Origin of the sequence: Brenneria uluponensis, from assembly GCF_032395385.1 — a bacterium.
In the GTDB taxonomy this organism is placed as follows: domain Bacteria; phylum Pseudomonadota; class Gammaproteobacteria; order Enterobacterales; family Enterobacteriaceae; genus Prodigiosinella; species Prodigiosinella aquatilis.
Genome location: NZ_CP135917.1, coordinates 1,815,463 through 1,837,340, shown reverse-complemented (window position 1 = coordinate 1,837,340; position 21,878 = coordinate 1,815,463). Strand labels below are relative to the sequence as shown.

Sequence of the window (21,878 nt, the reverse complement as noted above, 5' to 3'; positions counted from 1 at the left end):
AAACCGTTTAAACCACTTTCCTGCTGTTCAAATCCCGATCCCGCTCACAGCGTGAGTAGTATCTGATGCTCCCCTGACACCACAGTTACCTGTACTGATCCTTCCTCTGCCTCAACTGGGATAGCCACATCATCCAGTGTTGCCTGTGCAATCCCTCGGCACCGGTGCGAATCATTCACAACACGAATAGTATAGTGAGCATCCCCCAGCGTGACGGTTGCCTCAAAACCTGGCCAGTGTGATGGAATACAAGGGCAAAGAATCAACCGATCACCTTCACGATGAATGCCAAGAATGCCCTCGATACCCGCCCGGTACATCCACCCTGCCGAGCCGGTGTACCAGGTCCAGCCACCACGCCCGGTATGGGGGGCAACGGAATAAACATCAGCAGCGATGACATAAGGTTCAACCCGGTATCGGGAAACCTGTTCCGGCGTTGAAGCGTGGTTGATTGGGTTAAGCAATGCAAACAGTTCTGCGGCTTTATCACCTTCCCCCATCTGGGCAAAAGCCAGCACCGCCCACAGCGCGGCATGGGTGTATTGCCCGCCATTTTCGCGAAGACCGGGTGGGTAGCCTTTGATGTAACCAGGATCATGCATAGTGTGATCAAACGGTGGCGTGAACAGCAAAGCCAGTCCCTCTTTTCGCCGAATCAGGTAGTCCTCCATTGAGGCCATGGCCAACGCCGCGCGCTCAGGGATGGCGGCACCGGAAAGTACCGCCCATGACTGCACTATCGAATCAATGACACACTCATCATTGCTATGACTGCCAAGCCAGGTGCCATCATCAAACGTTGCCCGGCGATACCAGGCGCCGTCCCATGCTGTACGCTCAATAGCCTGCCGCACCGACTCGGCATGCTCACGCCAGCGTGAGACGCGCTCTGCTTCCGAAGCATCGGCCAGTGGGGCAAAGATTTCTATTGTGCGGATGAGCAGCCATCCCAGCCAGACACTTTCGCCTTTCCCGCCTTCCCCGACACGATTCATGCCATCGTTCCAATCCCCGCTCCCCATCAGCGGTAAACCATGATTTCCGGTTAACGACAGGCACTGATCCAACCCTCGAGCACAGTGCTCAAACAGAGACGCTGACTCAGCGCACGGCATGGGTTGGAAGAAGATATCATGCTCATCCGGGGCAACCGGCGGCCCATCCAGAAAGCAGATGGACTCGGCCAGAACACTGTAATCCTGACTGACCTGCACATACGTTGCGGTGGCAAAAGCCAGCCAGACACGATCATCAGAAATATGGGTTCTTACCCCGGCACCGCTATGTGGCAGCCACCAATGCTGAAAATCACCTTCGACAAACTGTCGTCCAGCCGCCCGCAACAGGTGTTGCCGCGTCTCCTGATGGTAGGAGAAGGTCAATGCCATGCCATCCTGTAACTGGTCGCGGAAACCATATGCGCCACTGGCCTGATAAAACCCGCAACGGGCCTGAATACGACATGACAACGTCTGATAGAGCAACCAGCCATTGAGCATAATGTCCATTGCTCTGTCTGGTGTTTTAACCTGTATCGCACCAGTTATTGCCTCCCAATGCGCTTCAACCTCATTCAGCACCTGATCCAGATCGATTTTCCGATATTTCTCAATCAGGTCTCTGGCCTGTTCAACTGAGGTCCCTTGACCGATACACCAGACTATCTCGGTCTGCTCTCCAGGAGCCAGATGGATCTGTGTCTGCAACACACTACAGGGGTCAACTCCGGCCGCTACATTCCCTGATAACTGACGGTTTTCCATCAGTGCCGCTGGCAACCTCATTTGTCCATTACGACCGATAAATTCGGTTCTGTCGGCGGTCAATGATGACTGCTGACCCGCTAAATCAGCAAAACCGATGCGTCCTGGAAAACTGCCGGACCAGAGATTACTCACCAGCATCGCGCCCGTCTGTGTATCTACATGACTGAGTAGATAAGGCGCACTGGCGCTACGTAAACCACCCAACACCCATTCGGCATAGGCAGTAATAGTCAGATAGCGCACTTGCGTTGAGGTGTTATGTACTTTCAGACGAGATATTTTTATCGGATCAACCAGTGGGACATACTGTAATAATTCCAGCTCAATGCCATTGGCATTATGAGCAAACTTGCTATAACCCAGCCCGTGCCGGGCGACGTAGCACCCACCATCATTAATCGGCCATGCTGTTGGCGTCCATAGTACACCGCTGACATCATCATGTACGTACAGCACTTCTCCACCGGGATCAGACACCGCATCATTACCCCAGGGCGTCAGCTGATTTTCACGGCTGTTTTCCGCCCAGGTGTAACCACTACCCACTTCCGACACCTGAAAACCAAACGTTGGGTTGGCAATAATATTCACCCACGGCGCAGGGGTTGTCAGCTCAGCCTCAAGAACCGTGACATATTCACGCCCCTGTCGGGCAAACCCGCCAATACCGTTAAAAAACTCGAGTTCCTCCGTCAGCGGCATCTTGTCTGGCACACTCAGCTTTAACATGCGTGGCAGACGACGCCGGGGGGGTGCATACGGGATTAAGTCAAGTTGATGGGAAATTGCCCCTCGACGGGCAACCAACGATATTCTCGCTACCGATAACAGCAAGGCCCTCGACTCTTGCGACATTAAGTCCGCACGCAGGGCAAATACGGATCCCCGGGTCTGTGCCCCGCCCAAACGCGGTCTGGACTGGCTACTGTGAATCGCTGTTTCGATAGCCATCTGTAGATCCTGTATATAAGACGATGCGCGCTCATTAACGATGACCAGATCCACATTCAGCAACTTCATACGCCAATATTCATGCGCCCTCAGCAGTTGATGAACCTGGGCGATATCATCAATATCATCAATACGTAGCAGCACAATGGGCAAATCACCCGAAATCGACATCGGCCAAAGACCCGATTGTGCTCCCGCACCACGGACTATCGATTCAACCGGGGCCCGAAAACGCGGATCGGCATAAAGTACCGGGGCCGCCAAACGTTGAAAATCCGCCGCTTCTTCCGCCTTCACACCAAGATGACGCAATTGCACCTGAGCCTGTGTCCAGGCAAAGGTTTTATCACGTTCAAACGCACTACGATCATGATGCTTATCGATCACATCAATCAGTTCTTCACGCGAGGTAGCGATAACGGTCCAGAACGCCAGACGAACCGTTTTACCGGCGGGAACCGTCACCTGCTGACGCAGTGAAAATATGGGATCAAGTACCGTGCCTGTGGTATTCGACAACGCCTTATGGCCTGAAATAGCATCGGCGGTCATGACTGATTTCCCCCGGCCGATAAACCGCGCACGGTCGGATTCATACTGTATTTCGCTGCCACCCGTCCCTTCCAGCACCATAAAATGTGCAGCCCAGACCGGATGCTCATCCTGGCTTCTTGGCCGACGGGTAGCAATTAATGCAGAAAATTCATCCAGATACTCTGTTTGTATAAATAAACGGGAAAAGGCTGTATGGGCATTATCGGCGCTGGACGGAGCCAGCACGATTTCCGCATAGGACGTCAGTTCAATGTCACGCTGCCGCCGGCCACTGTTCGTCAGGGTAATACGGCGTACTTCACCATCGCTTTCACACGAAACCAATATATCCATCGTAGTGGTCAATGTGCGTTCATAACGGATAAAGGAGGCATGATCTTCCCCGAAAATAACATCGTGACGATGGGGGGGTTCGCCAATTGCACTATTGATGATGTTAGAAGGGGGTGGCAGATTTCCCGTCGGTTCCATTAACGGATGTTCGTCAGCCGCAGTCCAGATTCTTCCACTGCGCATATCACGTAACAGAATAAAACTCCCCCAGTTATCCCGGGTCGGATCTTCCCGCCAGCGTGTAACCGCTAACCCACGACAGTGACTATAACCGGATCCGGTTGTGGTGAGCATCACGGAATAGCGGCCATTGGAAAGTAAATGTGTTACAGGCGCCCCTGCGGGTATAGCGGAAAAACGCCGCAATATGGCCGCTTCATTAGTGCTTTCACTCCGGCTGTCTTTCACATCGTCTGGCAGCGGCTCAGCAATAGCGACGTGCACTGGCCGGCTTTCCTGTAACAGCAGGTTACAGGACTGAATCATCGGTTCACGATGAAAACGGCAGCGCATATTGCCATCATGCAACGTGTTGGCGATCGCCACCAGTGTCATCCCCTGATGGTGTGCCATGAAGCTGTAAACAATGGCCACCTTTTCATTATCTGGCAAGCGCGAAGGTGTAAAATCCATTGCCTCATAAAATCCATAGCGGCCAGAAGCCCCCAACGCCGCCAAGCGCTCATAGTTTCGGCAGGCGGCAAGCGGATCGATCATGGTTGCCAACCCGGTCGCATACGGCGCCACCACCAGATTATCCGCCAGTCCCCGTTTCAACCCCAGGCCAGGAACACCGAAATTAGTGTATTGATAGATGAAATCGATATCACGCGCATTATAGGCCGATTCAGAAATGCCCCAGGGAAGTGATAGGCTTCGGCCATAAGTTTGCTGCTGCGCCACAATCAGACGGGTCGTCTGTTCCAGCAAACTCCCGAATGGCGCACGCATCAACAACGATGGCATCAGGTACTCGAACATCGAACCCGACCATGACATCAGTGCCGAGCTACGGCCGATACGCGTGGCGCCCCGTCCCAGACGAAACCAGTGTCGAGTGCCGACATCGCCTTTGGCGATAGCAAACAGACTGGCTAATCGCGCCTCGGAAGCCAGTAGATCATAGCAACTGACATCAAGGCGATTTTCCGACATTAAATAGCCAATCGACAGCAGCTTACGCTCCGGGTCAACAAGAAACTTAAAGTCCATTTCCATCGCCATCGTCCGTGCCCGGGAAGCCAGGTTCTGCAACCGCTCAACCAGCATCTCGCGCAGAGCACCAGAGCAGGCCCGTTCCCTCTCCTGCTCAACTAACATCGATCGCGCGGCATTCATCCAGAAAATGGGGTCGACGATAACACCATCATCAGTTCGCGGTAACAACGCATAAGTGCGCTGCAACAACGGTTCCAACTGCCGAAGAGATGCCGATAACAGACGTTCAGGGGCAAGATCACTGTTCAGTAAATTCTCAATGTTGTCTAACGACTGGAGTAGCAAAGGCTCATTCTGAGTCTCCTGATGCCGAGACAGCGCATCACGAATCAGTTGGAGATGGTCGGCTAATGGCTCACGAACATCCTGTTCCCAGCTCGCTTCCTGCCATAACTCACAGGCATTCGCCAATGCGATCAGATCACCAGCCAGATTGCCACTATCCACCGAAGAGACATAAGCCGGTAATAATGTCTGGAGCGTCTGCGTGTCATACCAGTTAAGAAAATGGCCATTAAAACGCTGTAACTGATCCAGAGTGGTGAACGTCGCTTCCAGACGATCAAGCACATTCTCTATGCCAATCCAGCCAAAATCTCGCGCTGACACCGTGGAGAGTAAATACAGACCAATATTGGTGGGCGAGGTACGGTGAGCAATAACCGGTTTTGGACGCTCCTGAAAATTATCCGGTGGCAGGTCATGTTCATGCTCAGTGACAAAGGTTTCGAAAAAACGCCAGGTACGCCGGGCGATCAATCTCAACGCCTGTTTATCCGCCTCGCTAATGTTTTCCTCCCGTGTGATAGCACGCTCTTCGCTGGCCCATAATGCCAACATGGGTGCAGCTAACCATAGCAATACCAGCGGAAGCCAAAGTGGCCAGTTCCAGGGTGACATCACCAGCGCGCCACCCACCACAATCACGCCAAGCAACAAACCGCCAGCCATGTAAACATAAAAACCCACCAGCGTCAGACGAGGACGCCGTCCGGATTCTGCCGCGGTCGTCCACTCCAGCAAATGCTTGCGGGTGATAGTCAAACGCACCAGGGTACGAGAGAGAGCATCAAGCACTCGCCAGCTATTATCGAGAAGAAACGCCAGCAAAAGGAAGACCTGCATGAATGCCAGTTTGAGGTCACTCAACAGATGTTCGAGGGGATGACTCTGCTGCAATGACTTCTGGCGTGTCAGTCCCCACCAGAAGCGGGAAATAATATCCCAGAAAATCGGCAGATAAGCCGAGAATGCCAGTACCAACAGCACCACGAGGAAACCTTTCCACGCCAGCGCCAACGGCAAGACATTAAAAAGAAACATCATCAATAACAAACTGGGGGCTAAAAGCGAACGCCGTAGGTTATCAACCATCTTCCAGCGTCCTACTGCGGATAACGACGCCGTCTTGCCTGTAGCGGTATGCGCCAGCCCCAGGATCCACGGTAAGAGTTGCCAGTCACCACGCGTCCAGCGGTGTTGCCGCTCGACAACAACGTCATAGCGGGAGGGAAAAGTTTCGATCAGTTCAACATCCGATGCCAGTCCCGAACGGGCATAACTGCCCTCAAACAGATCATGGCTCAATAACGTGTTTTCAGGAATGCGTCCCTCTAATGCCCGTTCAAAAGCATCCACGTCATAGATTCCCTTTCCGGTATAGGAACCATTACCGAATAAATCCTGATAGACATCAGATACTGCGGCTTCATAAGGATTAATGCCACCCGGCGCGGTGAAAATACGCTGATACCGTGACCCCTCATGTCCTGCGGGCAGCGATGGCGTAATACGGGGTTGCAAAATGGCATAACCGGCGACAATATGCTGACCGCTGGCATCCCAGCATGGCTGGTTAAGCGGGTGCGCCATTTTGCCAATCAGTTTTAATGCCGTATCTCGGGGTAAAAGCGTATCCGCATCCAGCGTAATCACATAGCGGACATCCGGCGGGACCCAGACAGGTTGTTGCTCAACCGGTATAAAAGTGGTATCCGTAGCACCACGCAATAAACGGTTAAGTTCGTGCAATTTCCCCCGCTTACGCTCCCAGCCCATCCACACATTTTCACTGGCGTTGAACAGTCTTTTACGATGCAGCAATAAAAAACGCCTGCCGGCAGGCCCCGGTTCATAGCGATCATTAAGCTGCTGGATGGTACGTGATGCCAGGCTTAACAGCGCGTGATCTCTTTCGATGATTTCCGTATCGGCATCAATACCATCCGTCAGCAAGGCAAACGTCATATCGCCCTGTCCACTGGACAGATAATGAACTTCGAGTTGCGCTATCTGTTGCAGGATATCCTGTTCATTGGACAACAACGTCGGTATCACTATCATGGTCCGGTAACGCGTTGGCACACCATACAATAGCTCCAACCCAGCCAATGGCGAGGCACCGCATAACGCGGTAATCAGGCGGTTAACCCAGGCTATTGCAACTTCAGAAAATGGAATCAGGCAGATGAGGCCGATCAATATCAGCCAGACGGCTGAAACCTCGGGGGATGACAATATGGCCCCTAGCCCCGCGAATAACAGTGCAGTAAAAAATCCGATTGATCCCAGATAGCCGGTCATACCAATACGCCGGGTAAACCGATTAAAACACAGTGCTGTTCCAGGCCGAAAACCGATAGCCGCTTCCAGTTGTGGTCGCCCTTCTGCAATCAGGTAATAACCTGGATCACGTTTTCGGGCACTGAGATCATCGTAAGGCGATAAATCAGGGTCACCTTGCGCCATCAGTAAGGCTTCTTTCGCAATATCCAATTCCGTGCACGGTGCCCGACGCCCAAGATGCTCAATTGCACTGCGGTATAGATTGCGGGTGGTAAAATCCATCTCATCGAATGCACTATCTTCCCGTAGACACACATCAACCAGACTGACACTTTCAAAAAATGTCGCCCAATCCATGTCGGAAATCAGCCGCATGCTGGTGATAATATTACGCACAGTGACGTTGGATGCGCCAAGGCGTTGCTGGGTGGATTGCACGACTTCATCCATCGAACTTCCCTGCTGGCTCAGTCGGTATTCCAGCCATCCCAGTGCCGGTGTAGTTCGGGGATCCAGATCGCGTAAGCGTTTCACCAACTGAGCCGCAAACGTATCAGACAAAGGTGCCTTGTTGTAACGGGCAATTTCATTAGCCAATGCAGCTTGCCCATCCCCGGCACGCAAAAGATTATTCGCGACGGATTCCGCTTCGGCTCGAGCCAGACGCCCTGCGGTCATTTGGTCAGCCAGGCGGCGTAGATTTTCTATCAACACAATACGCAGGGTAATGGCAACAGCCCACAGTTCCCCGATCGTCAAGGGCTGCACTTCTTGATATGCCATGATGAAACGGCGTAATGCTTCTGGATCAATATAACTATCCGTGTGAGCGACGAAGGCCCACACCAGACCGAGTACCCGGGGATAACCGACAAACGGCCCCTGAGATAACTTAGGCAGTTGTCGGTAATAATGTGGGGGAAGATCTTCGCGGACTTCACGAATCTGCTCAGCGACCAGATGATAGTTATCCAATAACCACTCGGCTGCCGGCACCACACGTCGGCCTTTTTCCAGTTCGGCGGCATTGGCGCGATAGGCGGCCAAGAGCACTTTAGCATTATCATTCAGTCGATGGCGTAACGGCGGAACAAAAGGCGGTGAACACGTCACCGTCTGAACGGTAGCCAATGTGCGCCCTTTTTGTTCCAAACGTTCCGGGCCAAATAACTCGCCTCTTACCGGTAGAGTATCATTCCAGGGCGACGAGGATTCACACGAATTAAACCGTGATCGAGAGAATATTTTCATAATCGCCTTTTAACCTGAGTGCAAAATCCACACAGGCGGTATTGAAAGTAACGTCAAAAAGCTGACAACCCTTATGGGTACAGGAGTATCAGTGTTTTAATAAAGTTATGTGAGTGCGAACATCCGCTCGAATTCGCTCACGTCATGAGCGGAGGTGACTAAAAGTAAAGCGAATTTAAGTATAGTAGATAAAATGTCCGACCATTGAATATTCTGTCGGAGCAGGTAGGTTACAAAACGCCATCGCTATCAACGCAGGGCGCTATCTGACTCAACCTGGAATCCCTTCCAGGCATGATTTTGGCAGGTATCATCGTCCGGCACTCAAACACCCATCTGGCTTATCTTCTGAGCGAGCGTTCGCAATTCATCTGCAATCTGCTGCAAGTTATTGTCATCATGAACCTGCGGCCCGGTCGAATTACGTATCACCAGTTTTGCCGGCAGGATCGACGACGAACGCTGTGCGTCATCCTCATTGACCCCAAGCACTCGTCTCACCGCTTCTTTGCCTTGCAAGTCCAGATCCAGCGATACGGTGGTTAATGCCGGATAAAAGAACGCGCTTTCATAGGTATTATCATAACCAATTACTGATTTCTCTCCGGGAATGGACAATTGATTTTGGTGGAAAGCACTCAATACACCAAGTGACATCTGATCATTACCTACCAGCACCGCCGAGAAGTGCGGTGTTTCCCGCATCATTTGTAGCGCCCCCGCATAACCACTTTGCGCATCCCAGTTACCATGCAACACCGTAACGGGATTCAGTCCGTAATCATGCAGCGCCTCCTGCCAGTTTTTCAGCCGCAGATTGGCTGAAATAGAGTGCTGGGGACCAGCCAACAGCGCGATATCACGGTGCCCCAACTCATAGAGATACTTCACGCTGGCGCGGGTGCCATCTGCTGGATTGAAGGAGACGTTGAACACCGAGCTATACGGGTCAACATCCAGAAACAGACAGATGATATCGTCATTGTCCGCAGCGATTTTCTCCGCCGCCGCCGTTTCCAGTGGGACGTTGATAATAACTTTATCCACCAGTTGGGACTTAAGCTCGTTGATGGAGTCCTGGATAGCATGATTGACGTTCTCATCAATCATTGAAATCAATACCAGGTATCCTTCGGTATTCGCGTAACGTTTTACCGCTGCCGCCACCTGGGAAGGCGCATGTAATGCCAGTGAAATCGTCACCAGCCCCAACGTCCGGCTGCGTTTGCCTACCAGTTGTTGTGCCAGACGATTCGGCACATACCTTAATAGCTCAATAGACTGTTCAACCTTGCGGCGCGTTGATTCTGACACATTGGCAGACTTGTTCAGTACCCGGGAAACCGTCTGATAAGATACGCCGGCATGACGAGCGACATCCTCTAACGTACTACTTTTCGACTTCATGGTTCGCTCCCTGCAATAGTGATGTCTTAATTGTAACAGGCACTCCGTCACCAACATAGTTATCGTTATAATACGTCAAAAAGTCACCATAAAAGTTATTCGTTCACATATTAGAACAAGTGATCAAGTTCACTTCCTATTACAAATAACGCTGTTTTATTTGCATTAAATCACAATAAATTGATAAGAGAATTGCTTGTTATATAAATTAGTCCTTTCATAGCCTCTCATATGTGAACGTATTACAAATAAAAGAGGCATACATGAATACGACGTTTCGTACCCTATCCGTCGCTATTGCAGTGACACTCACTTCCCCTTCTCTGTTTGCCATTGATTTTCACGGCTATTTGCGATCGGGTGTGGGTGTCTCGCGTAATGGCAGCCTGGAGGAGTGGCAAAAAAACAAGGTAGGTCGTCTGGGAAATGAATCCGACACTTATGGCGAAGTTGAGCTGGGCAGTGAGGTTTACAAAAAAAATGATGTCAGTTTCTATGTGGACAGTATGGTCAGCATGGTGTCTAACGGTGCCACTGACAATGAAACCACTATTGGCGATAACGCTCAGTTCGGGCTCCGCCAGCTTAATTTACAGATCAAAGGTCTGATCCCTGGCGATCCAAATGCAGTGATCTGGGGCGGCAAACGCTATTACCAACGCCACGATCTGCACATCATTGATACTAAATACTGGAATATCTCAGGCGCGGGCGCGGGCGTGGAAAATTTGTCCTTTGGTCCTGGCGCGGTTTCAGTGGCCTGGATCCGGGGTGATGGCAATGATGTGGACTACCGGGTAAATAACGATAACGACCTCAACATCAACTATCTCGACCTGCGCTATGCCGGTTGGAAACCCTGGTCTGGCGCCTGGACAGAATTTGGTATTGATTACGCCATGCCTAATCCAACCAAAAAACAGAAAGAGTATGGTGGCCTGTACGACGCCAAGAATGGCGTGATGCTCACCAGTGAAATCAGTCAGGACATGCTGGGTGGCTATGACAAGATCGTGTTGCAGTATGCCACCAAAGGTCTGGCGCAGAATATGGTGTCTCAGGGCGGCGGCTGGTATGACGTTTGGAACAATACTGATGATGCCACGGGCTACCGGGTGATCAATACCGGTCTGATCCCGATTACCGATAAATTTTCGCTCAACCACGTATTGACCTATGGCTCGGCAAACAATATCAGCGCCCAAATCGATAAAAGCCGGTTGATCTCGCTGGTTGGCCGTGCACAGTATCAATTCACCGATTATGTCCGCGCTATTGGCGAAGTCGGCGTCTTCTACCAGAAAGATGACCACAAAGATGGCAGTCAGTACAAACAGGGTGGCGAGAAATACACCATTGCACTGGGGTTAGCGGATGGACCGGCGTTCATGTCACGTCCGGAATTACGCATCTATGCCTCGTACCTGAATGATTCTGAGCAGGGGAAATCATTTCAGGATGGCACGGCCAGCAACACCTGGAATTTTGGTGTACAGGTGGAAGCATGGTGGTAATAAAAAAAAATAGAATAAACCGCAACGTTCCATACTGAAATTAATTGTACATTACTTCCCTCAGCAATTGAGTTTTGCTATTGCTGGCAATGTGTTTTATCTATAAAAAATAGACTTCAGGATAACGAGCCTAGATTCATTTATTGATAACCACTTCAAGTGGTTATCAATATTTTTTATTCTTAATCATTAATAGAAAAACGCGTTTCAAGTAATTGACGTAGATTATCCGATTGCGTACCAAATACGGCATGAACCTCCTGACCAATAATAATCACGCCTAATGCCCCTGATTTCTGCAACCCGCTAGAATCCACCATAGACAGGTCATTAACGGTAACACGCAGCCGCGTAATACAGGCATCTACATATTTTATGTTCTCTCTTCCACCGAAGTTTTGTATTAACTTTTCCAGATACTGGTTGTCAATATCACTATTTTCCACCATTTTTTTAGGGTGGGAAAAATAGTTGATAAAAGATTTCAAATTTACCATTCTTATTTCCTCATATCATGCAAAAACAAAAACGCCCGATCAATAGAACGGGCGCAATCCATAAAGATCAACCTATGCCAGATAACGGGATAAAATACGGTAACCCCATGGCAGTAAAGTGATCATGCCCGACAACGCCTTTCCATTTGCCATATCTACATAACCCGCCGGCAAGGATAACGTTTTCATCTCATCACTGAAATTCTGCACAATAACGAACTCACACTCGCCATCAGTTCGTCGCTGTGCCGTAACACTATAAGGTAGCACGGTTTCCAGTGCACGAGGCAGATTGAGCTTTGTAGCCAGTGCGCCAAAGAAATCGCGCTGGAATGCCGCATCATTGCGTGAGGCCACATACCAGGCCTCCCCCGCGCCGAACCGGTTGACCGTCACAGCGGGACGCCCGGCATAAAAATCACTGCCGTAAGTCGCCAGCGCCGTCGCCCCCTCAAGATGAAGCAATTCACACAGGTGGCGCGCCGACCAGGCCCCTTCCAGCCCTAACGTATTGCCAGGTGTGCTATTAACGCTATTGGTTTCACCCTCTTTCAGACAATCGATCTCCTCTGCCCAGATACCCAACAGCGGACGCAAAGGACCGGGGAAACCGCCAAGATGACACAGGTCGGTCTCATTGACGATCCCACTCCAGTAAGTAGTAACAAACTGCCCTCCCTGCCTGACAAAGTCTTCGGCGTTTTTGGCGAACCCGTCACGTACCATGTACAGCATGGGGGCAATCACCAGTTGGTAACCACTAAGATCACAATCGGCGTTAATGATATCCACGGAGATGCCCTGTTCCCAGAAGGGGCGATAATGCTCCGCCACAGTCTTCTCATAATACAGTCCATGGTTGCGCGGCCCTTGTGCATCATTCATTGCCCAACGGCTTTCCCAGTCAAAGATGATAGCCACCCGTGCGTCAATCCGGCTACCCGCCACCGGAGCCATGACACCCAACAGGCGACCCAGCTCACTGACTTCCTGTCCGACCCGGGTATCAAGGCGACCAGAATGATCAATCACCGCACCGTGAAATTTTTCCACCGAACCACGACTTTTCCGCCACTGGAAGTACTGGATAGAATCCGCACCGTGCGCCACCGCCTGCAATGAAGAAAGAATATGCATACCGGGTCTCTTCAGCTTGCTGGTCGGTTGCCAGTTGGTGACGCTCGGACTCGATTCCATCAGCACAAACGGTTTTCCCTGCTTCAGCGTACGCATCAGATCGTGGTACATGGCCGTGTAGCAAGCCAGTTCCGTTTCATCCGGCTGGCTATGCCACTGCGGGTAGCTGTCCCAGGAGATAAAATCAATCACCTGTGCCAACTGCCAGTAATCGTAATCGTAGAAATACTCCATAAAATTAGTGGTGGCGGGCAGATTCGGGTTCACCGCTTTCAGCGGGACGATTTCCTGTGCACAGAAATCGGTAGCCTGCGTACTACAAAAACGCCGCCAGTCCAGATTTAAACCGTGGATGGACACCTCACCCTGTGGTGCCGGTGATTCAATCTGTGACCAGTCGCTATAAGTATGACTCCAGAACGTGCTCCACCAGGCTTCGTTCAACTTGTTCAGCGTCTGATATCGCAGCTGTAACCAGCGACGAAAATTATCCTGACAACGGCTGCAATGGCATTCGCCACTATATTCATTGGAAATATGCCAGCCAATCACCGCTGGATGGTACGCATAGCGATGTGCCAGCTGGTGGTTGATAGCATTGACCTTGCGGCGATAAATCGGTGACGATGGGCAATGATTATGCCGACCACCATGCAATGCCTGTACCCGGTCACGCCCCACGCGCAGCACTTCAGGATATTTCTGAGACATCCACGCCGGTCTGGCGCCACTGGGCGTGGCCAAAAAGACCCGAATACCGGCGGCATTCAATTTATCCAGCACATCATCCAGCCAGTCGAATTGATATTTTCCCTCTTCCGGTTCCAGCATTGACCAACTGAAAATACCCACCGACATGACATTACAATTCGCCTGCTTCATCATTTGAATATCTTGTTCAATTACCCCCGGATAATTAATCCATTGCTCCGGGTTATAGTCTGCTCCGTGCAATAAGCCAGCAACCTTTGCGCTTAAAGGAGGAAATTTATTCATTACAACCTCTTGAATATTGACCACTGAATTTCTGTATTTACCAATAGGTTTCGAGTTGCAGAAAGGTGCCGACCGCAGGAATTTCCAAGGTCGACACCACACCTGTAACGTGAAAAATGACGGGTATAACGATGTTGTGAAAAATCAATTAAATACCTTGACGGAAGGCAGGACGTTTCCCTGGCAATCAAACAAGGCTTGATTCTCCCTGGCATTTCCCTCTTTCCATTTATCATGGATATATTTCATGCCCGCTGGCGTTGCCCACCCGGCACCCGGCACCGCAATCCAGGTGGGTTCCCAATAAAACATCCCTTTACCGCGACCATCGGGCACATCAATGATACTTTGCATTAAATCGTGAATGAAATCGCTCTGCCCTTGAACCGTTGCCGGATAGCCACCGGCCTTTGCCTCTTTGGCGGTAAAACTGTTTTCGGCATCATCGCAATTTGCCAGGGTGTAACCATAAGCGGCTTCCACCACAATCACGTCCTTACCGTAGCGCTTGCTGATATCATCCATATTGGCTTTCAGCGCACTGATCGGACCATTCCAGTAGGTGTACATTGACAGGCCGATGACATCGAACGGTACATTACGTCGGGTGATTTCATCGAACCACCAGCGGAAGGTGTCATTCTTGGTTCCCTCTGCCAGATGCAGCATGATTTTCACCTGTGATGGCGAGGTCAGATTTTCCCGCAGACCACTTATCGCGGCGTTCAACAGTCCAGCCAAACGATCAAATTCACCACCACCCTGTCCCCAGCTTTTGCCTTCCGGCCACAATATGCCGCCGTTAATCTCATTGCCGATTTGCACCATATCCGGCAGCACTCCCTGCTGTTTGAACGTGGCAATGGTGTCGCGGGTATAGTCATGAATCGCCGTTTTCAATTGTTCATATCCCATCCCCTGCCAGGCCTTGGGCTTGTACTGTTTACCGGGATCGGTCCAGAAATCGCTGTAATGAAAATCCAGTAACAACTTCATCCCCTGCGCCTTGGCGCGCTTTGCCAGCGCCAGTGTGGTGGCGAGATCATTGTTACCCCCGCCATACGGGTTACCAGCGCTGTCCTTCGGATCGACCCACAGGCGCAGACGGACGTAATTCACGCCGTTGTGTCGGAGAATGACCAGTGGGTCCTGCCGGACGTGATGCTCATCATAGAACTTGCCGCCATGCTGCTCGACATCAGCCAATGTGGAAATATCCACGCCTTTAATAAACCCGGTGGGCTCATGGCGCAGCGGGGTGATCACTATCGGATCAGCCGCCACTACCGGGGCCGCGGGGGCTAAAGCGAGACAAAACCCTAAAAACGCCAACGTGCTTGTATTCATGACATTATCCTTTGGTACTGCCAGAGGTCAGGCCGGATACAAAATATTTTTGCAAGGCCAGGTATAAAATAGCGACCGGTACGGCGATCAGTACCGCGCCCGCCGCATAGGTGGTGTAACTGGCCCCCATCTTCTCGGACACCAGGTTGTACAGACCGATCGGCAAGGTATATTGATCCGGTGTCCGCAAGATGGTGCTGGAAAGAATGAAGTCTCCTAACGGACCGGTGAAGGAAAACAGCGCCACTACGGCGATAATCGGTTTGGAAAGTGGCATGATGATCTCCACAAAAATACGGAAATTACCGGCACCGTCCATGCGCGCCGACTCATCCAGATCCCTCGGGATAGCATCCAGATAGCCTTTCATCAAATAGGTGTTCATCGGGATCATGCCGGCCACATAAATCAGCACCAATGCCAGGTGGCTGTTGATCAACCCCAGTAACTGTGACAGGACAAAAATGGCAATCAACGCGGAAAACTGTGGAATCATTTGCAACAACAAAAACAGCATCAGGCCGTTTTGCCGGCCCTTGAAGCGAAAACGGGAAAACGCGTAGGCGGTAAAGCTGACACTGATCAGCGTCAATATCATGGTCAGCACGCTGATCTCCATCGAGTTCCAATACCATGTCAGGTAACTAACCTGGCCGTTGAACAGGTCGGCATAGTGCTGAAACGAGAGATTTTCCGGGATGATAGAACTGCTCAGCAGGCTGTTGCCAGCATTCAATGATGCCCCGATGGTCCACACCAGCGGGTAGATGATAATCACCGACACCAGCAGAATCAGCAGCCAGGACAGGGACAGCCGCACCCACTTCTCTTTTTTTATGCTCTTCGACGTTGCCATGGTTATCCCCTTAGGCCATATCATCATTTTTGAATGAACGGGTGGCACGGAATTGCCACAACGCCAAACCGACCACAAAAATGGACAGCAGAATGGTGATAGTGGCGGCAATGGCATACTGCGAAGAGGACATGGTCAGTTTGTAGATCCAGGAGACCAGGATATCCGTGCCTCCGGCGTTGGAACCGACTACCGCCGGGCCGCCATTGTTAAACAGGTAGATGATGTTGAAATTGTTAAAGTTGAAGGTGTATTGCGTAATGATGATCGGTGCAATGGAGTAGAGTACCAACGGCAGTGTAATGGTTTTTAATTTGGTCCAGACACTCGCGCCATCCATAGTCGCCGCTTCATACAAATCTTCTGGAATGGCCTGTAACACGCCGGTGGTCATGGCGAACACAAACGGGAAACCAAGCCAGGTTTGCATCATGATCAGTGCGGTTTTAGTCCAGAACGGATCGGTCAGCCAGGCTTTGGGGGCAATACCGAAAAACGCCAGAATGGCATTATTGATGACACCGAAAGAGTCATTGAACATGCCGGCAAATACCAGAATAGTGACGAAACCCGGCACCGCCCACGGCAGGATAAAAATGGTGCGGATCAAGGGCTTAAATCGCAAATCCTTTTGATTGACCAAAATGGCCAGCAACACACCCACACTGCACTGTAGCGTGGTAGCCAGCAGCGTCCAGACCACTGTCCACTGCAACACATCCAGAAAGGTGGACCGCCAGATAGACAAGGTAAAAATGTTGACGAAGTTCCTGAGACCGACCCAATCCACCAGCTTTGCTGGCGGGGTGTGATACAGATTGTAATTGGTAAAGGCAATTGAAAAACCAAACAGAATGGGAAAGATCACCACAAAAACCAGCAGAATAAACCCCGGCGTGATCATCAGGTACGGGAAACCTTCACTCAGCAATATCTGATATTGCTGCCGCACACTATTAAGCGCCAACCCCTCATCCCGTTTCTGCCCATTGACCCAGGCATCACGTAGTGACAGGGCGTAAACTGCCAACCCGAACGCGATGATCAACAGGCTGATAATGCCCTTCGCCAACAGAAAAATGGAGTTATCACGTGGTACTTGCTCGCCAAGCGTATACAGACCCCACACACCTTCCATGAGAAAGTCATGAAACACACCGATAAAGCTGCTAAGCAGAACCAGGAAAATGAGCCCTTTCGCCCACTGCCGGTGATAGAACTGGCCAAAACCGGGGACTAGGGCAAACAGCAATGCGACCGCCGCATGGCGACACCGCCCCTTAACAACGGTTAACTTTTCACTGGGAGTGATAATCACAAACTGTTCCTTCTTTATGACGGGAGCCGTCCTCCCGTTCAGGATAAGCGGAGGCCGGAGTTACTGATTGCTGGCTTTCATCGCCTCAATTTGCATCTTGATTTGCTTCACCGCATCGTCCAGCGCGGCCTGAGGTGCCTGTTTGCCGGTCATGCTCAATTGCAGCGCAGCGTTAGCCGGGCCCCAGACTTCCTGCATTTCGGGCACGCTGGGCATGGCAGTCGCCAAACTGGCCTGAATAGCGACGGCGCTGGCTCGCTGATCATTTTTAATCAACGGGTCATTAATCATTGCGACCAGTGGTGGGATCTCTTTGGTCAGTTGATAACGGGTTTTCACATACTCAGGCTGATTGATAAACGTAATAAATTGCTGTGCCAGCACCTTATCCTTGCTCCAGGTGGACACCACGTAACCTTTCACCCCCAGAAAAGAGTTCATCGACTGGCCATTGGCCAGTTTCGGTAGCGGCGCAACACCATAATTGATACCGGCGTCAGCGTAAGGCTGAAAGGCCCATGGCCCATTGATCACCGCCGCCACCTTTTTCTCGGTAAACAGGGAATCAATGGCATTAAGACCACTGTCACCAATGATCCCTCTGGGGAATAGCCCGTCGGTGTAGAATTTTTTCAGGCTGTTGACCGCCGCCACGCTGCCAGGGGTGTTGAGACCGATATCTAGAGTATTCAATCCACCTTTGCTGTCTTTGCCAAAGATGTAGCCGCCCATCGACGCCATGACTCCCCAGCTGTAATAAAGCTGATCGAATTTCGCCAGCAAACCGTATCGATTTTCCGCCCGCTGTTTTTTGGAGAAGCGGTAATAGTCATCCAGCGTAGCCAACGGCTTGGGCAACAGATCCTTGTTGTAGATCAGCACCAATGTCTCTACTGCCTTGGGAATACCGTACAGCCGGTTGTTCATGGTGAAGGCATGAATGGACGACGGCGTGAAAGCGGCGACTTCCGCGTTGTCGACCGTCAGTGGCGAGAGCAATCCTTGCACGACCGCAGAACCGAGCTGATCGTTAGGGATCACCAGCACATCAGGACCAATGCCTGCCGGGCCATCCAGACGCAGCTTCTCAATCTGTTGTGCATAAGGTATTTCCTGCACATTGACTTTCACGTTGTACTGTTTTTCGAAATCACTAACGGCCTGTTTTATGCCAACAGATTTCTTTATGTCCTCCCACACCGTCAGTTGCCGGCTTGCCGCGGCAGCGGCGAAAGTGGAATATTGGCCCGCCACCAGTGCGGTCAGGAGCAGAGCGGTTATTTTTTTGATTTTCATCACTCACCTCTTTTGTGAAGGTATTACATTTTTTTAATTCATGTTCATATTTTGATATTCAATCGATACATGAATGATCTATCCCACAACATGACTAAACAGAGCTCACTCGTTCCCTCAGTGGTTATACGCTATGCTTAGATCACTGTTAAATCTATATAATTATCATCAATGTGTGATCATGATTGCATAAATGAAACGCGATGATATGGCTTAAAATCTAGCCAAGTTATAGTCTTTTAAAGACTTTTTAGCCGTTATAGTTATTAATTAAACTTTGTTATACGTATCACATAAAGAGAGTAATTCATTCTCTAACACGACTCATTTATTGATAACGTTCCGAGGATCAACCGATGTCCAGCATAAGACTGAGAAATGTCACCAAACGTTTTGGCAAAACGGTGACGCTGCACAATATCAATCTTGATATTAAAGGAGGGGAATTTGCGGTATTTGTTGGTCCTTCGGGCTGCGGCAAATCCACGTTACTGCGCATGATTGCCGGTCTGGAGGAGATTAGCGAAGGAGAGGTACTGATTGGCGATGAATGCGTTAACGATGTCGCCCCTGCTCACCGTGGCGTGGCAATGGTGTTTCAGTCCTATGCGTTGTATCCGCATATGACGGTCGCCGAAAACATGGGATACGGTCTGAAAGTCAACGGTACACCAAAGGCAGAGATCCGCCATCAGGTAGAGATGGTTGCCAAGACACTGCAACTCTCCCATTTGCTGGACAGAAAGCCCAAACAACTCTCTGGCGGCCAGCGACAGCGCACCGCGATTGGTCGCGCCATCGTACGTAATCCCAACGTGTTCATGTTTGATGAACCACTCTCCAATCTGGATGCCGAGCTGCGGGTTGATATGCGTCTGCATATCGCCAAACTGCACCAGGAACTGAAAACCACCATGGTATATGTTACCCACGATCAAATTGAAGCGATGACGCTGGCGGATAAAATTGTGGTGATGAACGATGGGCGGGTAATACAAATGGGGTCACCGATGGACCTGTATTACAACCCTGACAATCGATTTGTCGCCGGGTTTATCGGTTCACCAAAAATGAATTTTCTACCGGCAACGGTGGTGAACTGGAAACCCGAGAAGCTCACCGTGGCCATTGAATACGGTAAAACCCTCACCCTCGCGATACGGACTCAACAGGTAGAGCCCAACATGAACGTGACGCTCGGTATCCGTCCGGAGCACCTGTCCACAGCAGGCACAATACCGTTACAACTGGAGTTTCACTGTGAGGTGGTGGAACGACTGGGCAACAACACCTATCTGTTCGGTCAGTGTCACGGTCATGATGGCTTCAAAATACTGCTGCCAGGGGATGCCCAATTTACGCCCTATCAAAAATTGCAGTTGGGTTTCGATTCCAGGCAGTGCCTGGTATTTGATGCGTTAGGCGAGCGAATCAGCGCCGATATTCAGGTTAACCAACAATAAAAATCCGGACTACCACTTAGCCAATGCCTGACGTCAGTGCTTCACTCAGCCCGGCTCGCTAACACGGTGAACTGGCATAGAGTGCGCCATTCAAGAATGAGGGCTCTACTCCAGGCCGTTGCACGCATTTTATCCGCACGGTTACCGGTGCAACGTACCGGTTGCCGACGTTAATCAGACTATGCTGAATGTATCTCTGTAAATACCGTTACTCTTGCACGACCATTCTGCTTGGACTAGTACAGTGCGGCATCAGCCTGCTGGATAAGCATTTCGCCGCTATTCGTGGCGGAAGGGATAATACTGGCGACACCGATACTTACTGATACCCGATCACTGACATCGGATGACACGTGTGGAATGTTCAAATCATGAATAACCTTCAGCACCGAGTGTGCCTTGCCAGGCTGTGTCCCGTAACTATTTTTTGTACAATCAGGGACATGATTTCACCACAAAAAGTTCTTTAATTTGGCGCGTTACGATTTTCCCGATGAAGCATAGGCGCTGATTTCTCTCATGCTGCCACCTGAATGAGGCTCTTCCAGAGGCGGACGCCCTTACTTTGCGCACAGACATGTCATGAATGGCATATTTTGGGTTCTTTGCTCTGGCGCGCCCTGGCGAGATTTACCTGAGCGTTATGGTCAATGGAAAACCATCTACAACCGCTTCAACCGGTGGTCTAAAGCCGGAATAATTAACAGCATTTTCAATAAATCACTCCAAATTCTGGATGAGAAAGCGCTGATTGACTGGGATGTTATCGCGCTGGATGGCAGTAACGTTCGCGCCCTGAAAGCGGCCGCTGGTGCGAAAAAAAACATCCCGATGAACTTGAGGACCATGGGCTGGGTCGCTCTCGCGGCGGCTTTGGCACCAAAATCCATCTGGCGACAGATGGCACAGGATTACCGCTGAGTTTTTGCCTGAGCGGCGGACAAGCCCACGAAAGCCGGTATGCGGAAACGTTGCTTAACCGAGTCGGGATTATCCGAAAACGCGGGCACCTGAAATCGCGCCCGAAAGCGGTACTGGCGGATAAGGGCTATTCAGGCAATAATCTTCGCATTTATTTGAAAATAAAAGGAATAAAAGCGGTTGTTCCGTTTAAATCGAACGAGAAGGCCAGTCAGGACGGACGTCGGCCCCTCGACACGCGCCTGTACAAAAAACGCAATGTCGTGGAGCGTTGCTTTGCGATACTCAAAGAAAATCGTCGTATTGCCACCCGCTCGGAAAAAACAGCCAGAAACTACCTGAGTATGCTAAAACTGAGGGCGATCAGGTTATTTTTGAAGTGGTTGTTAAGTTAAAGGACACGCCCTAGCGAATAACCTTGAATTTGATGCCGCAAATCAACAGCTCAATTCAGGCCTCTTCCAGCCGAACAAACAGCACTGAA

At 50.7% G+C, this 21,878-nt stretch carries 11 protein-coding genes and 1 pseudogene; 3 read left to right on the top strand and 9 right to left on the bottom strand.

The window, feature by feature from the left end; genetic code table 11:
• Positions 1-44: 44 nt before the first annotated feature.
• Positions 45-8,642 carry a glycoside hydrolase family 94 protein gene (locus RS889_RS08375; protein WP_315710223.1) on the bottom strand — a complete coding sequence of 2,866 codons (8,598 nt, stop codon included), beginning with the start codon at positions 8,640-8,642 and terminating at the stop codon, positions 45-47.
• Between the two features lie 324 nt (positions 8,643-8,966).
• Positions 8,967-10,049: a LacI family DNA-binding transcriptional regulator gene (locus tag RS889_RS08370; protein WP_315710222.1), complete on the bottom strand. Its 1,083-nt coding sequence runs from the start codon at positions 10,047-10,049 to the stop codon at positions 8,967-8,969.
• Positions 10,050-10,312: 263 nt separating this feature from the next.
• Between RS889_RS08370 and RS889_RS08365 the strand changes: the two genes are divergently transcribed.
• Positions 10,313-11,563: a maltoporin gene (locus RS889_RS08365; protein ID WP_315710221.1), complete on the top strand. Its 1,251-nt coding sequence runs from the start codon at positions 10,313-10,315 to the stop codon at positions 11,561-11,563.
• Positions 11,564-11,745: 182 nt separating this feature from the next.
• Here RS889_RS08365 and RS889_RS08360 read toward each other — a convergent pair whose 3' ends face one another.
• The 6 genes from RS889_RS08360 to RS889_RS08335 all read right to left on the bottom strand — a co-directional run bounded on the left by RS889_RS08360 (position 11,746) and on the right by RS889_RS08335 (position 19,010).
• Positions 11,746-12,060 carry a PTS sugar transporter subunit IIB gene (locus RS889_RS08360; RefSeq protein ID WP_315710220.1) on the bottom strand — a complete coding sequence of 105 codons (315 nt, stop codon included), beginning with the start codon at positions 12,058-12,060 and terminating at the stop codon, positions 11,746-11,748.
• Between the two features lie 72 nt (positions 12,061-12,132).
• Complete coding sequence (locus RS889_RS08355) at positions 12,133-14,193, bottom strand: beta-galactosidase (RefSeq protein ID WP_315710219.1); 2,061 nt, start codon at positions 14,191-14,193, stop codon at positions 12,133-12,135.
• 144 nt (positions 14,194-14,337) lie between these two features.
• On the bottom strand, positions 14,338-15,540 hold the full coding sequence (locus RS889_RS08350) for a glycoside hydrolase family 53 protein (protein WP_315710218.1): 1,203 nt from the start codon (positions 15,538-15,540) through the stop codon (positions 14,338-14,340).
• A gap of 4 nt (positions 15,541-15,544) precedes the next feature.
• The gene (locus tag RS889_RS08345) at positions 15,545-16,396 is read right to left on the bottom strand and encodes a sugar ABC transporter permease (RefSeq protein ID WP_021016541.1); all 852 of its coding nucleotides are present in this window, start codon (positions 16,394-16,396) and stop codon (positions 15,545-15,547) included.
• 10 nt (positions 16,397-16,406) lie between these two features.
• Entirely contained in the window at positions 16,407-17,714 is a 1,308-nt protein-coding gene (locus RS889_RS08340) for a carbohydrate ABC transporter permease (RefSeq protein ID WP_021016542.1), read from the bottom strand.
• 60 nt (positions 17,715-17,774) lie between these two features.
• Positions 17,775-19,010 (bottom strand): extracellular solute-binding protein, encoded by a 1,236-nt coding sequence (locus RS889_RS08335; protein WP_315710217.1) that lies wholly within the window; start codon positions 19,008-19,010, stop codon positions 17,775-17,777.
• 356 nt (positions 19,011-19,366) lie between these two features.
• On the opposite strand from RS889_RS08335, the gene RS889_RS08330 reads away from it, so the two are divergent.
• On the top strand, positions 19,367-20,473 hold the full coding sequence (locus RS889_RS08330; protein ID WP_315710216.1) for an ABC transporter ATP-binding protein: 1,107 nt from the start codon (positions 19,367-19,369) through the stop codon (positions 20,471-20,473).
• A gap of 236 nt (positions 20,474-20,709) precedes the next feature.
• Here RS889_RS08330 and RS889_RS08325 read toward each other — a convergent pair whose 3' ends face one another.
• A complete protein-coding gene (locus RS889_RS08325; RefSeq protein WP_315710214.1) occupies positions 20,710-20,862 on the bottom strand; it encodes a GGDEF domain-containing protein in 153 nt (50 codons plus the stop codon).
• Between the two features lie 130 nt (positions 20,863-20,992).
• Between RS889_RS08325 and RS889_RS08320 the strand changes: the two are divergent.
• Positions 20,993-21,789: pseudogene (locus tag RS889_RS08320) on the top strand (IS5 family transposase).
• Positions 21,790-21,878: the final 89 nt, after the last annotated feature.